8 protein-coding genes are annotated in these 14,653 nt (G+C 59.5%); 3 read left to right on the plus strand and 5 right to left on the minus strand.

Annotation, left to right across the window (positions count from 1 at the left end; genetic code table 11):
- From PLJ71_17705 to PLJ71_17725, 5 genes are all read right to left on the minus strand, one after another.
- The coding region (locus PLJ71_17705; GenBank protein ID HQM50528.1) for a nucleotidyltransferase family protein at window positions 1–596 on the minus strand (596 nt) is incomplete at its 3' end.
- Between the two features lie 1,127 nt (window positions 597–1,723).
- The gene (locus tag PLJ71_17710; protein HQM50529.1) at window positions 1,724–3,883 is read right to left on the minus strand and encodes a carboxypeptidase-like regulatory domain-containing protein; all 2,160 of its coding nucleotides are present in this window, start codon (window positions 3,881–3,883) and stop codon (window positions 1,724–1,726) included.
- A 48-nt stretch (window positions 3,884–3,931) separates the two neighbouring features.
- A complete protein-coding gene (locus tag PLJ71_17715) occupies window positions 3,932–4,228 on the minus strand; it encodes a hypothetical protein (protein HQM50530.1) in 297 nt (98 codons plus the stop codon).
- 149 nt (window positions 4,229–4,377) lie between these two features.
- The gene (locus tag PLJ71_17720; GenBank protein ID HQM50531.1) at window positions 4,378–6,441 is read right to left on the minus strand and encodes a carboxypeptidase-like regulatory domain-containing protein; all 2,064 of its coding nucleotides are present in this window, start codon (window positions 6,439–6,441) and stop codon (window positions 4,378–4,380) included.
- 425 nt (window positions 6,442–6,866) lie between these two features.
- Complete coding sequence (locus tag PLJ71_17725; GenBank protein HQM50532.1) at window positions 6,867–8,441, minus strand: bifunctional serine/threonine-protein kinase/formylglycine-generating enzyme family protein; 1,575 nt, start codon at window positions 8,439–8,441, stop codon at window positions 6,867–6,869.
- 632 nt (window positions 8,442–9,073) lie between these two features.
- Between PLJ71_17725 and PLJ71_17730 the strand changes: the two genes are divergently transcribed.
- The 3 genes from PLJ71_17730 to fliR all read left to right on the plus strand — a co-directional run bounded on the left by PLJ71_17730 (window position 9,074) and on the right by fliR (window position 14,647).
- Window positions 9,074–13,240, plus strand: a complete 4,167-nt coding sequence (locus tag PLJ71_17730; protein ID HQM50533.1) for an IPT/TIG domain-containing protein — start codon at window positions 9,074–9,076, stop codon at window positions 13,238–13,240.
- A gap of 363 nt (window positions 13,241–13,603) precedes the next feature.
- On the plus strand, window positions 13,604–13,873 hold the full coding sequence (gene fliQ, locus PLJ71_17735) for a flagellar biosynthesis protein FliQ (protein HQM50534.1): 270 nt from the start codon (window positions 13,604–13,606) through the stop codon (window positions 13,871–13,873).
- 3 nt (window positions 13,874–13,876) lie between these two features.
- Window positions 13,877–14,647: a flagellar biosynthetic protein FliR gene (gene fliR, locus PLJ71_17740; GenBank protein HQM50535.1), complete on the plus strand. Its 771-nt coding sequence runs from the start codon at window positions 13,877–13,879 to the stop codon at window positions 14,645–14,647.
- The last annotated feature ends 6 nt before the right edge of the window (window positions 14,648–14,653 follow it).

The raw sequence follows: 14,653 nt of genomic DNA on the forward strand, positions 1-14,653 counted from the left end.
ATATCCTGCGAAACCTTGCCTATACCTCCGTTGCCCGTGAACAGCCAGTTCACATCCACCAGCATACGCAGTTCCGGGTGCCTGAATTCCGTCTGTCCAACGTAATTCACGCGTGCATCGTGCAGAGCCTTGCACGGATGCAGCCGAAATCCCGCATCCATCAGGGCCGACTCGACTTTGTAACGGTCCTCTTCAGGAATAAGAAGGTCCACGTCTCCGCATACCCTGAGTCGAGGTCGCATGTAATATCGCTTCGCGAAGGGAATTCCCCGCATAAATAGGAAACGGCAGTCACTTGCATTCAGGGTTGTTCGTACCACGCTGATTGCAGCCAACACCCTTTGCCGATGTCTCAGCCACCGCCACCAATCTTGACGCAAGTAGATGACGGCGGTCTTCAGAAATCGGGAGTTCTCCGTGACCGCTGCACGAGATAATGTTGCATAGACCAAAGATACAACCTTCTGCAAGATGCACGTTTGCCGGAACGCAAAAGCATCCGAACATTCTTTTATGAGGCCGTATCGAAAGACAGGAGAACAGCCCCACTCCCGGGCACTCAGAACCACTAGAGCAAGTTCCGGTTGGCTTCGCATGGACACTCAACGTGGGTCGGACTCGAATGCTGCCGCGATTAGGGCCGCGGTCGTGTTCAAGTCCCCGTTGACTACTCTGAAGAAACCTGCCTCATGTACAAGCTTCTGGGCAATCCCTAATCCCATGTCATAATGTTTTGGCGACGTACGCTTGAGGGGTTTGACCATTCTACGATCTGCGAGGCGTGCGGCTTGTAGATGCCACAAGGACTCCTCAGTCGAGCAAGGTTCTAGACTGCTTTGTGCTCCGAAACCTGGCATCAGGAAGAAGAAATGGGTCGGCCTTAGTAGTGTAAAGGCCTTCACGATTGGGAAGATTTGGCCCAAATTGGCCATCCATATGCCTGAGTCTGTGTTGGATAGTTGCCTAAGTGGCGACTTGAGAGGCTCAATATCAGGAAGCAAGGTGAATGTCCTTTGCGATATCGTCGAACCCAATGGAAATGCCAAGACAAATCCATCTGGCAAGAGCATCGCGTAATCATCTACTGCGAAATGATACCCGCGTCGTAACAGAGCGGCTGTCACGCTTGTCTTCCCGGAACCGGAAAGGCCGGATATCACTGCGGCATCGCCATTCTTGTTTACAACGCAGCACGCATGCAGCGGGAAATGTGGCCTTCCCATATTCACGACTAAGTGCAAAAGAAGTCGTCTGAATACGAACCAAGCCGTTGGTAGCAATGTAACTGTTTGAGCGACTCCGCATTCTGGGCAGCACAAAACCACATGGTCGTTCGGGGCCTCGAAAATGGCCAGGCGAGTAGTCGTTCTGACAGAGTTCGAAATGGGGGTCTTGAGCGAGCCCAAGAAGTGACTGATCCGGTCCTTCATCGCGGCCGACTCTGACATGAGAAGTAGGTATTCGTCGAATATCCTGAATAGCAGGAGCTCCCCTTTCTCCAATACACGAGATTCTTGGAAAGAGCCTGACGGCGCGGTCAACTCTCGCTGCCGAATCCTGTAGTCGTCCGTTTCGCTCGACATATCATTCCCGCTTATATAGCGACGGCCGGAGGATGACCTCCTGCCTGATCTGTGTGCCATTTGCGGTGATATGGCGCAGAAGGCACACAATGTTCTGAACTAACTATGATTTGTCTTTCAGTTCGATTGTCGGGAAGTGATTAGGGAACAACATCCAGGGAATACTCTTGTCCTTCAGCGAGGGTGATGATTTCTCGCTCCTTGCGGCGCATCAGGCCGGTTTCGAGGTCGGAAGCGTACACGGTGAGCGTGTATTGACCCGGTTTGAGGGCGGGGAAGGTGTATTCACCTGCTTCCGATACTGTTACGAGCGCAACGAACGATGAGTTTTCCATCAGAGGGGCGACGAAATTCCCCTTGCTCCCCCGTGCGATCTCGGGCAGGACGCCAGCGTCGCTTGAGGGCGTGAGAAAGAAGAGCCGAGGACTGCTTGCCGCTTGCGATCCCCCGGCCGCGAAACGTATTGCCGCCGTGCCGCCGGTTTCAAAGCGAACGTGGGCGACGGTGTCAGCCGATATCGAGACCTTTTCGAACAAGAAGCTCTCCGACATCGACTTCAGGTGATACCTCACCTTGACGATATACTCGCCAGCCGCCAAGGTCAGCCTCCCCTTCCACTGGCCATCCTCTGTCTTTCGCCACCCGTCCTTGCCTGCCAATCTTCTTGCGGTGGTGCCTACACGTGCGGCCGCGTCATCCTCCAAGGCGTACGATACGGGGACATCATATTCGCCGGCGGCATAGGTGTAGTTCCAGGGACACGCATCTTCGGGTTTCAGAACGTCTTTCGGAAAGACCTCCAGCGCAGACCAGAGATTGTTCGTATCGGCAGGCCGGCCCGTGAATACGGCCTCAACTTCCAACACGCCGGGTGCTTCGAGCGCAATCTCGACTTCCGTGGCTCGGCCATGTGCTACCGTGATGCCGCCCCGGTATAAGGAAACGCCGAATTGGGGATGAACCACCTGCAGCGTCACTTCGCCCGCAGGGACATCCGGCAATTCGAACCGACCCTGCTTATCCGTCGTCACGCCTTCGCCGTCGTGGTTCATCCTTGTGCGGTCGCCCCAGCCGGTATATATCTGCCACGCGGCCACCTGTGCTCTATCAACGGGCTTGCGAGTGTGTTTCTCGATGACTTTCCCGGTAATCCGTCCCCGGCATCTGTCGACCAGGGTAAGGACCACATCCTTACTGCCCATCGGCACATTGGGGGCGTTGGCGGGTTCGTATCCCTCTGCTTCGCAGAAAAGGTGCGTAGGCGTTTTGGCAAATCCGCCGTCCGGGCCGATAGCGTTCGCATTCACGCAGTCCAGCCTGAACCGGCCTTGTTCGTCCGTCGGCCGGGTGGAGGTGGTCCGTTTTGGCCCGCCGAACAGACCCGACCAAACCGTTGCGCCGACCACGGGGCGCCCGCGCGAGTCCCGCACGATTCCTTCGATGATGTACTGGGCGCTGCCGGCATCCAGCTTGAGTTCCACCCCTTCGCAGTGTTCCTCTTTGGCGAGTTCGATGATCAAGGGGCTTTCTTCAAGGGTCGCGCCCAGCAACTCCATGGTTCCGCCGCCTGGTCCTTTGGGCGCCAAAGCGCAATAGCCCGATTTCAGGCCATTGATGAAGAAAGCACCGTCGGGTCCGGTCGGTTCGGAGAAGACGCAGGGTGCATACAAAGACTCATGTTCCGGGGGCGTGTCGAAGCCGTGCGCCGCGCCTATGACCACATTCTGAACCGGTTCTCCCCGGGCATCCACCACCCGGCCCGACACCGCGCAAAGCCCGCACAACCGAAGAGTCAAACCATCCAGCCCTTCTTCAGGAACGAGCTTCAGAGCCGCGGCGTGTTGGAAACCCGGCGCCTCGGCCGAGATGACGTATTTCAACCCCGGCGTCGGAATCTCAACCGAGAACTCCCCGTCTTCTTCCGTTGTCCACGATCGGGACCACGGCTCGATGTTTAACGAATCCAGTAACGAATCCCGCGCTCCCGTTTCGTCGATGGGTAGCCTTACGCACACAACGGCCTCGGCGACGGGCGTCTCGTCGGAAGCGCGCACCACGATGCCCGAAACGGCTGGAGCAGGGGGGGCAGGCGGCGCGGGTGGTGGAGCCAGCGGCGCCTCAGGGACTGCTACCGGCGGCTCGGGAATCTCTTTCTGCGGTGGGGTTTCCTCAACGGCCACGGACTCCTTCTCCGCCACCGCCGGCGATGGGGGGGAATTCGAGATCTGAGCGGGCCAACGCCGGTAAGTGAAGACAGCAACTAACATGACAATAATCAGGAATAGGATTCCGCTTCTCATGCTCGTTTTCATACCTGTTGTCCCATAGGTGTCGCTGTCTCAACGCAGCTATTCCACATCTTCGTAATCAGCATATTTCGTGTTGCAGAAGTCGTAGTCCTGGTCCGCAGCATGTTGTGTGGGACATACATCACCGATCTCGAAACTGCCACCTGCAATAAACGTCGGGCATGAATCGCCGCCTTGGGGCCAGCCATCTATGTCGTCGTTGAGTCCGTCGGGGCACAGGTCAATAGACTCATAGCTTTGGTCTCCCTGTCTAGTGCACTCGCACCTATCCTTGAACTTGTCGCCTGTGGCTTCCGGGCAATAATCACCAGTCTCATACCAACGATCACCAGGCACAAACTGTGATTCGCACTCATCGTAAGTGTCGTTCGGTGGTTCTCCCATTGAGCGAAAGTCCTCAGGCGTTGTTGCGCTCCTCAAGCCAGCTTCGTCCATCCAGATTAGGGGGCGATGACGAGGAGCAGTATGGGCTTAATAGTCGCCACCTATTCCAAATGCACTTCAGCAGTCTCTCCCGCTGTGACGCTGACGTGTTGCGTCCATGGTTCGCCGTGCAAGGCGTTACGGGGTACGCAGACGACGGTGTATTCTCCCGGCACAACAAACGGGATCGTGTGGACGGGTGTGTCTTGGGTGGAGTCGTAGTATTCGTCCAGGCGCACAAGGGCGTCAGCTATCGCCGCGCGCTTCAAAAAACCGTCGTATTCGCCCCGGACGAGAAGCAGCCGGACCGGCTGCTCCAATCCCGCAGGAAGACATACGTTGATGGTGCCTTCGGCGCCTTCCATGTCTATTTCAATCGGAACATCGGTGACTAGCCCGGGTTCGACGATTGCCCTAATGGTTCGCACGCATGTGACGCCATGGAGGTCCTGTTGTGAACCCGGTGTCAGTGGAAACAGTATGAACGACACCTGGACATCGTATTCTCCCGGCGATAGTACCCAATCGCGATGATAGCGCTTGTTGGACTGCCCAATTCCGCACTGAAGGTCAGTCTTGAGTAGTTCATTTTCGCCCCGTTCAATGTTCAATGGGTCGTCGCGCTCGTGTCGTCCCGCGGGCCCGCACCGGATGCCATTCGGTACGACCTGCCAGCCTTCCACATAGTCTTCCTCTTCGACATGTGCACACAGGAGACCCGCGGCTCGCAACTCCAACTCAATTTTCGTTGTCTTCCCGTCGCGCACTTGGATTCCCGATTCCTGCAGAGCCCCATAGGCTTCAGACTCGATAAACAACTCCGCTTCACCTGCGGGCACGTCATCAATGATGAACCAACCGGTCCATGAACGCCTTGTCCCCGCGCCTTTTGCGTGGTTCTCGTAGAATTCCGCGTTTCTGCGATTTTCGCCCCAAGCCGTTTCGGTGCGCCAGAGTGAGACCTTGGCATTCCGAATGATATCACCCGAATCTGCATCCCGTAAGAGGATCTCAACCCGTCCTCGCCTCTCGCGCTGCATTTCCAGGCGCAGCCCTCGGGAGCCTACCGGAATATTGGACATCTGCAAGGGCTCGTACCCTTCACAAGCCGCACAGAGAGTCACCTTGTCGATCTGCACATTCGGACGAAGTGGTACGGTCAGCAGGATGTGGTCCACGCGGAAATGGCCGGAGTCAGGGGTTGGGGACGACATTTGACCCACACCGCCGGCCCCGGGGATGATCGCCCACAGCTCTGCACCGGAAAGCGGCGTTCCTCGCTCATCGACAACCACGCCCTCAATGGTTCTGGCGGGGTCGAGAGGCAGGACAACCGTGAGGTTGTCCTTCCATTCGCCTTCCCGAAGCGACACTACGGAAAGGGGATTGGAACTGCTGCCAAGACTTGAGAAGCGCTCCCATTCATAAGTCTTTCTCAGGGGGCTATAGCGAGCCCATATGGCGTACTCTCCCGCCTCCAGGTCTGATATCGTGAATTTCCCGTCGTCTTCCGTGGGTCGATTGCTCATGTGCTGGGACTCATTAGGGGCTTCGACCAATGCCCAGTCCACGAATATATCGGCTACGGGACGGTTCTTGAGATCTACAACACGCCCACCAATGAGCCCGCGCCGTTCCATGACCAGGACGAGACCCGAAATCCCCTCTGCGGGGACCGTCACTTCGGTTCCGAACGGCTCCCCGTCCCTAAGCACGGACGCGAGCCGATAACCATCGCATTTTGCGTCGAGATTAAGTGCCAGGCCGGCTTGGGGGACGGGGAGGCTGAACCTGCCATCCGAGGACGATTCCCGTGTGCAGAAGGACAAGTCGGTCGTTGCTTGCAGGATGGAATCGTCCAGAGTAATGCTGACAGCCGCTTCCGGGACTGGCTTTCCCGCCGTATCTTGGACAATTCCAGAGATTTCAGTTCTGCGCACTGGGGTCCGGGGCAGAGGAGGAGGCTTAACCGGCTGTGTCGCCGACGGCGAAATCGAACCCGTCGCCGGAGTTTCCCGGCCCCTGGATTCAGACCGTTGCGTCTCCTCGCTGTGCCACATCACCCAGAACAGGACGCCGCAGACCGCAACCACGGCCACCAGAATTATGAAGAACCGGTACCGCACCGTATCCTCCTGTCACGGTGTTTCAAGTGCACCTTCAGTCTCATCCAGGAGTGCGATCAGAGGAAAGATTTGGTTTGCCATTTCTATGGATTGTCTGCTCCGCCGCAATCCAAGGTGCAAATATCATAATCTACAACACAATCATCTCCATATGATCCGCTCGAACCCCAAACCTGGCACACATCCGGAATCTGTTCGTTAGTACTGCACAGAATTTTAACATAAATGCAGTATTCCGTCTAAGCTTAATTAGTAAAGATCTCCGAAACTCGTGTCCGGCGAGCCGCCCTGCAGCTCGCCAACTTATTTCCGCCTGTTGACATCTGCATTCATCTCTGTTCATCCGTGTGCGGCTCTTCCGGAGTTGGGAAGGTTGAGGGAGGCTGCCACAGCGCAGCGGCGCGTCTCGGGCTCTCCGCAGAGCGCTATTGCGCGGAGTCTTCTTCGGCGGGCAGGACGAGGCGGAAGCCGACGGTGTTGAGGCGTTCTTCGGGGAAAAGGCCTTTGCGGAAGGCGCAGCGAAGCTCGTCGGGCGTCGAGTTCCAGCATCCGCCGCGGACGGCATAGCGGGGAATGGCGGGGTCTTTGGGTTTGGCTGCGCCGGGCTGGTAGGGCATGAAATAGTCGGTGGTCCATTCGTAGACGTTGCCGGCGAGATCATGTACGCCCTCGGGCGTGCGGCCTTCGTCGTGCATGCCGATGATGGAGGGCATGCTCATCATGTCGCCGTAATTGCAGAGCATGGGATCGGGCTCGCGGTTTCCCCAGGGGTATTTGCGGTTGTCTTTGCCGCGCGCGGCGAATTCCCACTGTGCCTCGGTGGGCAGCTGTTTGCCGGTCCATTCGGCGTAGGCCATGGCGTCCTCGAGGCTCACGCCGACGACGGGTTGCGGTCCGCCTCCGAAGGTGCCGTCGCCCCAGAACTCGGGTTTGCGGTAGCCCGTGGCTTTCAGGAACTCTCGGAACTGATCGTTGGTAATCGGGTGGATATCGATGTAGAACGGAGCGACATGGGCTTCGAACGCGGGGCTTTCCTCAGGCACCACGTCGTTGCCCATCAGGAAACTGCCGCCTTCCATATAGACCATGCCTTCGGTAGAGACTTCGCGCTCGGCCGCCCTGGTGATTTGCGGCCGGGCCGCGCGGCGGTACGATGTCTGATAGGCTTCCGTGAGCTGGGCGCGAAAGTCGCCTGCGGTCTGCCAGCGTTCCGCGGGTTCGGCGCGCAGCGCCTTATTGAGAATGGTAATGAGAGAAGGGGCAACGTCGCTCCGGGCCTGCGCGACATCAACGGATTCTTCCGTCGGAGTTCGCAGTGTAAGAAGCTCGTAGAACATAAGCCCGGTTGAGTACAGATCTGCCCGCAAGTCCACCTGGCGACATGCCTTTTGTTCCGGCGATGCATAGGCCGTCGTGCCGATCACACGTTTGCGTTTCGCGTCGCCCGTCGCGGCGGCTTCTTCGTCCACTGCTTTGGCCAGGCCGAAATCGAGCACTTTGATGTGCTCGCCCGGGAGCATCATGGCATTCTCGGGCTTGATGTCGCGATGGATGACGGTGCGGTGGGCGTATTCGAGGGCTTTGAGGATTTGGACTGTGGCGTGCACCGCGAGGCGCACATCGACCAGGCGGCGCTCCGTGCGGTACTTTCGCAACATCGCCCGCAGCGACTGGCCGGACAAGAACTCCATGGAAAGATAAAGCACCCCTTCCGGCGTGGTGCTCACATCGTGGACAGCGACGATATTCTCGTGCCGCAGGCGCCGGGCTACCTGCGCTTCCTGGATGAAGAGCTGCTGGGCCTTCTGCGACTTGAGCAGGTCCGGGATCATGAATTTCAGCGCGACAATCTCGTTCGTCAAGTGGTCGCGCGCCCGGTAGACCACGCCCATGCCGCCGCGGCCAAGGAATTCCTCAATCTCATACCGGTCGGAGATTCGTTCTCCGGCTTCGAACACGAGATTCTTGTCTTTCGGGTCGGTGGCGATCCGGGGGACCATTAACCGCGCCCCACATCCGAAGCATACCCCCCAACGCCCTTGAACGGCGTTGGGAACGAGTATCCGAAGGCCACAACTGGAACACGTCACCGGGATCATTTGTAACTACCATTGGCTTGTTAGCGTAAGGGATAAAGAAACCTGAGACATCGAGACCATGGCGTCCATTTTTCCGCTCGTATCTAAACTGATTATGTATGAGGCTTTAACAAGCATACACATGGTAGCATGCCGCTGTATGCCGGAGCAATTGCCGTCCCTGGTATGCCTTTGTTTGCCATCACGCGGGCGCGAGTCTCTTTGAACTTGGGCGGCCGTGATGATGGGGTTGTGCGGACGCGTCCGGCACGGCAGGGCTTGCCAGTTCCGGAAAGGCTTACGGGAAAAGACGTTGACACGTGCCATCCTCCTCCCTATTATAACGGCGATCACCCAAGGGACGTAGAATCCCCTGCGGGGCCGAAGGATGCCGCGGGCGAGCGCGCGGGGAATGAATTGGGACGTAGGCGCGTAAGCAGGAACGAATTGGACTGGTGCATTGTCCAATGTGGTGCGTGTGAATGGTATACGGGTCAGCCTGCGCCGTTTCTTGTGGGCCTGACCGTACGCGTATCTTGTTGGGAAGAACCGGTATGGAGAAAAGAATTGCCATGGGGAATATGAAGCGACTTTCTCTGATTGTTTTGCCGGGCGCCGTTTTGGGGTTTGTGCTGGCGGCGGGTTTGGCGCCTTCGTTGTTAGCCACTGGGGGCCGCGTGGCGGCGGCGGAAGCGGCGAGTGCCATCGCCATCAGCGTGGACGGCATGACGCCCATGGCCGAACGGTACGAGATGCCCGTTGGGAGCGAGCAGGGTTTCAGTGTCTTGAGCATGGCCGGGGAATCTCCGGCGGGTTTGCTGCGGGTCGGGGAGGCCGAGTGGTCCCTGGCCACACAAGGCGGCGCGGCGCTCGAGGCGGTTCGAGGCGAGTTCGTGGCAACCGTACGTGCGGACGCTCCCGGAGAGGCGGATTTATTCGTTGCCACTTCTGACGGGTTGTCAGACATGGTGACCCTGGTATTCACCGAGCTCAAGCCCGCGGCTCCGGCGGAGGACGAAGCGCTTTCGTCGGTGACGGTAGTGCAGCCCCCGGCCGGGTCTATCCTTTACATTCCTGGGGAGGGCGCTACGGCAGTGACGGCTGTAGCCCGAACCGACGCTCCGGATGACACCGCCTCGGTGGTTTTTGCGTGGCCGGACCGGGCTGCTCCCGCTGGGACGTTTGAGGATAGTAACGGCGCGCCGTATGTCGCCACGATTCCAGACGTAAGCGGAACCACCACCTTCGACGTCGAGGCGTTTGGGGCAGGCGCGGCCGCGCCGGTGACCGCCACCGGGGCGTGGCAGGTAGCCATCGCCACGGATACGAACCGCGACGGTTTTCCGGACGCCCCGTTCGGCCTGAGTCTTTCAGCGGGTGACGCGTGGGTCTATTCCCCCGCCGGTCCCGGCGGCGTCAACATCGTTATGGTTGGGCTGCCTTCCGGTCCTGCGGGAGAAGATGCGGGCGCTGTGGCAGAAGGGCTGTTTCCGGTGACCGTTCGCGGCGCGGCCGGCTTGTACGAGATTGGTGTTCCCCGAAATCTTCTGAACGAGAACGAGACCGGCATTCTGGTAGTCGGGGAAGCGCCCGAGCTGACAACGCTGCTGGGTGCGGGACTGGCGGCGCTGGTTCCGTCTCTTCCTGGAGAGGCCAGCGCACTCCTCTCTTCGGTTCTTCTTGTGGACGTATTGGTCCAGCAAGACGGTTCATCCACGTGGGCCTCGATCGCGGCCGGCCGCCTTGTCGACAATCCGCTGTCCTTTACCGGCTACGACATTTCGGGGATTTCAGCCTCCACCAATGCGCGTCTGTACACCTTTGGCGCGTGGGTAGCCGACGGCGGCGCGCCGAACGGGCCGCACGTGCTGATTCCCGCGGGCGCGGCGTGGATGCAGGCGCTGGGAAGCGTGGCGCTTGACACCGGGACATTTTCGGCTGAACTGATGGGCGCCGGACTGGTGGGGCTGTTTGAGACGAGCAGTCTCATCAACATCACGAACATCAACAACATGGCCATCGGCGGCGCACAGGATTACGCCATCGGCGGCGGCACTCTCGAAATCACCGTTGAGAACATGGCCGGCGTGTCGGCGGGCGGCGTCGCAGTCACGATCGGCGGCCAGGCAGCGCCCGTCACTTCTGTCGCCGGCAACGTAATCACGGCGGTCGTGCCGCGCGCAGCGGACCTCGAAACGCCCGTCCACAGCGCGGCAGCGGATGTTCGCGTCGAGATTCTGGCTACGGGCGAGTCTGACGAGGTCCCCAAGGGGTTCACGTATCTGGGTCCTGAAGTGGTCTCGCTTGCTCCGGCAGACGGTCCCGCGACGGGCGGCACTCAAGTGGTCCTTGAAGGCAGCGGCTTCGACTCGAACGGCACGGAAGTGTCTTTCGGCGGCGCCGCGCTGCTCGCGGGTTTTGTTACGCCCAACGCGCTGGTCGGAACGACCAGCGCCAGTGACCCCGGGATGGTGGACGTCGAAATGCTCACCGCAAACAACTTCACGGGCGGCATAGCCAATGCCTATACGTACGCGCCGTCCGCTGCGCCGGTACGAAGCCCGTTTTTCTCGGGAGGTGCATCTCTCACCATCGATGCGGCTATCCTCACGGCGTCCCCGGATGCCGGCGCGTCCGGTTCACCGGACGGCGGGCCTCTTTCTCATGAGGGAAGAAACGTTGTGCTCACGGGACAGGGCTTCACCGGCGTGTCCGCCCTGACCCTGGTGTTCGGCGATGGCGCCGTGGCCACGCTCGCCGAAGGGACCGATTTCGTGGCCGAGGACGACGGCCGCATCGTCTTGCGGATTGCGCCCGCTCGTTTGGCTGAATTGCGGAAGGAAGCCGGGCTTGACGAGGCCCTGCCGGCTGGTTCCGTGACCCTGATAGCCGAGACGGCCGCGGGCACGGCGACGATCGAAGACGCCTTTGCCGCCGGCGCCGCCGAGGGCGAACTGGCCGTCACCGGCATTTCGCCTGACGGCGCGTGGGTCATCGGTGGCCTTGTGGCCGAAATCACGGGGCAAAACTTCGGCGGCCCCGAGGCCATGACGGCGGCGTTCGAGTACGCCGCGCCTATTGCTGGCGCCGGTGACAGGGATGCGTTCGCCGCGGAGTCCGTCACCGTTCCTCTCGAGATTCTGACCGGGGCGGCCTATCCGAACAGCTCGACGAAGTTGTATGTCCGGATTCCGGCTCTGCCGGGTGTCACGGATGCATGGCCGGCATCCGTGGCCGTAGACCGATTGCTGGTCACGAAAGACGGAACAGGGGAAGCCAGCCTCTCGAAACAAGGCGGGGAAGAAGGGGCGCCGCTGTTCACATACTACCGATGGCGGCGGGATGCGAACGGTGTCACAACCACGGCCTTCTATTACGACAACGCGCCGGGCGCGACAGACCGCCAAATCGTTCTTGACAGCGGCGCCAGCGCGGCGGCCCTGAGCATTCCGCCTCTCGCTGGCGGCTTCTTTGACTCGGGCCGTGGGGACAGCCCGGAACATGTCTATGTGTTGGCTCGAGCGGGACACGACGAGAAAGCCTTCGGCACGATTGATTTTGCGGATTTGCCGGGCGCGCCAATCGCTGACGCTTGGGTGTTCGACATTCATCTGTACACGGATGCAGCGGCAGCGCCCGCAAACGGCATCTTGTATCAGGAGATCGCGCCCGAGTTCGCGGTACCGGCCGACACGGACGGAACACAGGTGGAACCTGCACGGTTGACCATCCCGATGGACGCTACGCAATTGACTGCCGGCGATATCCGGGCTGGAACGGTAACGGTGTACGGCCAGCCCTGCAGTCTGGGAGATCTCTCCGCGCCATACGCAGCTTCCGCGACGAGTCCGAACGGAGAAAGCGTGTACCACTCGACGGTCCTGGAGAGTTTCGGCGGGATGCCCGAGTTCTTCCCGGACGCCGCGCCGGCCGCGGATGAGCAGGCCGTCGAACACGTGCGGGCGCGCCTGTACGGTTTTGGCGCAGTGACCTTGCGCCAGGGCGATGCCGCGCCGCCCGAACCGGTTCTGACCTCGGCCCGTCTTGTCAGCGGCGGCTCCGCGCAAGGTTCCCTCGAAGGAGGAACAGAGATAGTTGTCTTTGGCGCGGGCCTGGGATGGATTAAGACGGTCGAGTTTGGCGGAGGGGACAAAGCTCTCAAGCTGGCGGCTATCAGCGGCGATGGCGACAACGAGTTCGCGGTGCGGGTTGTGTCGCCGGAAGTCAGTTCCCCCGGCGCGGTCGACATCCGAATCACGACCGTCGCGGGCAAGCAAGCCGTGTTGAAAAACGCCTTTGTCTATAAAGACACCACGACCAGCGTGGTGACGCTCTTGCTCGGGTTGGGCGTGGCCCTGATTGGGCTGTTTTCGGGCGGTCAGGGCGGCGGCGGCGGCGGGCCGTGCTTTATTGCTACGGCCGCTTACGGAACCCCGCTGGATGGTCACATCGAGGTGCTGCGCACCGTCCGTGATACGTATCTGCTGGATAGCGCGCTGGGCACCGCGTTCGTGGACGCCTACTACAGCGTGAGCCCGCAGGTAGCAAGCGCCGTTGCCAAGAGCCCGGTGCTCACGGCGCTCGTTCGCATCGCGCTGGTGCCGGTGATAGCGTTTTGCAGGCTGGTCATGGCCATGCCGCATTTCACAGCGGGCGCGGCTATGCTGGCCATGGCAGGCGTTGCGCTGCGCAGGATGCGGCGAAGAGTCCGAAAAACCTGACGTTCAATACCGCGCGTTTGGAGAATGCTCCGGCGGGTCCTGCGAAAGGCCCGCCGGAGCTCTCTGTTTCTGTGGGGGCGCAACCCCAGGCAGCAGACGCGCACTCATGTACCCCGCAATCCCTGGTTCAACACAATCTATAGTGGCGGCTCCTGGTAAAGGCACCATACACCACAATATAGGGCGCTACATGCGGCCTGTGCCCCAATCTGTGGACAACGCCGCTCGGTGGCGGGTGGAGGCCCAACAAATAGGATGCGATTCGTTGACAACCTCTATATGTTGTGGTATTTTGCAGTCCGACAGGGAATGGGTGGTGAATTGTGTTTGCTTGCGGCGTTGGAGCTGCGAAAGGGACCAAGTATGACTGTAGACACGATCGTCAATCTGGCGCAGCAAGCCATGCTGGTCACGCTGTTGACGGCGGCGCCCATGCTGCTTTCAGGCATGCTTATCGGCCTGTTAATCAGTATATTTCAATCAGTTACACAGATTCAGGAGATCACGCTGACCTTTGTTCCGAAGATAGTGGTTGTGCTGGTGGCGTTTGTGGTTTTCCTGCCGTGGATGATTGGAGTCGTGATGGGGTTTGTCCAGCCACTGATAGGCAACTTCAACGAGCTCGTCCTGTAGGTCATGCTATTCGAAGCGGAGGTATTCAAAGTATTTGTGCTGGTGATGATACGCATCAGCGGGCTCATGGTGTCTGCCCCCGTCCTGGGGTCGGCAAACTTTCCGGCGCGGGCGAAAATCGGTCTGGCTGCGTTGATCGCGTTTCTCGTCACTCCAACGATCGCACAACTCCATGAACCTCTGGGGGATGATTACTTGACGCTGGGGTTGGCGGCCACGTTCGAGCTCGCCATCGGGCTTCTGATGGGTTTTTTCATGACGCTGGTGTTCGCGGCGGTCCAGGTCGCGGGCCAGATGATTGATATGCTGAGCGGGTTTTCGCTGATGAACGTGTTCAACCCGGCTTTAGAGACACAGGTCCCCATATTCGGGTTCTTTCTCTACATCGTTGCCGCCCTGTACCTTCTTGCGATCGATGGGCATCTGCTGATGATTCGCGCGATTGTGCGCACTTTCGAGACCATGCCGCTGGGCGAGGCGACAATGCGGCCGGAGGTCTTGGGTCAACTGAGCCGTTGGGGCAGCCTGATGTTCGTTGACGGATTGTTGATCGCCGCTCCGGTGGGGGGGGCGCTGCTGCTTGCCTACGTCACGATGGGGCTGATGGGACGGGTGGTGCCCCAGATACATCTTTTCGTGGTCGGTTTTCCGTTTACCATCGCCTTGGCTCTTCTGATAACGGCCCTGTTCATAGGGGTTTACATAGAGCTGCTCGATCGCATGTTCCACCAGATGTTCCAAGGAGTTTCGATGTTGGTTCGAGGAGTAACGTAGACCAGC

The sequence above is a fragment of the Candidatus Hydrogenedentota bacterium genome (genome assembly GCA_035416745.1).
Classification (GTDB): domain Bacteria; phylum Hydrogenedentota; class Hydrogenedentia; order Hydrogenedentales; family SLHB01; genus UBA2224.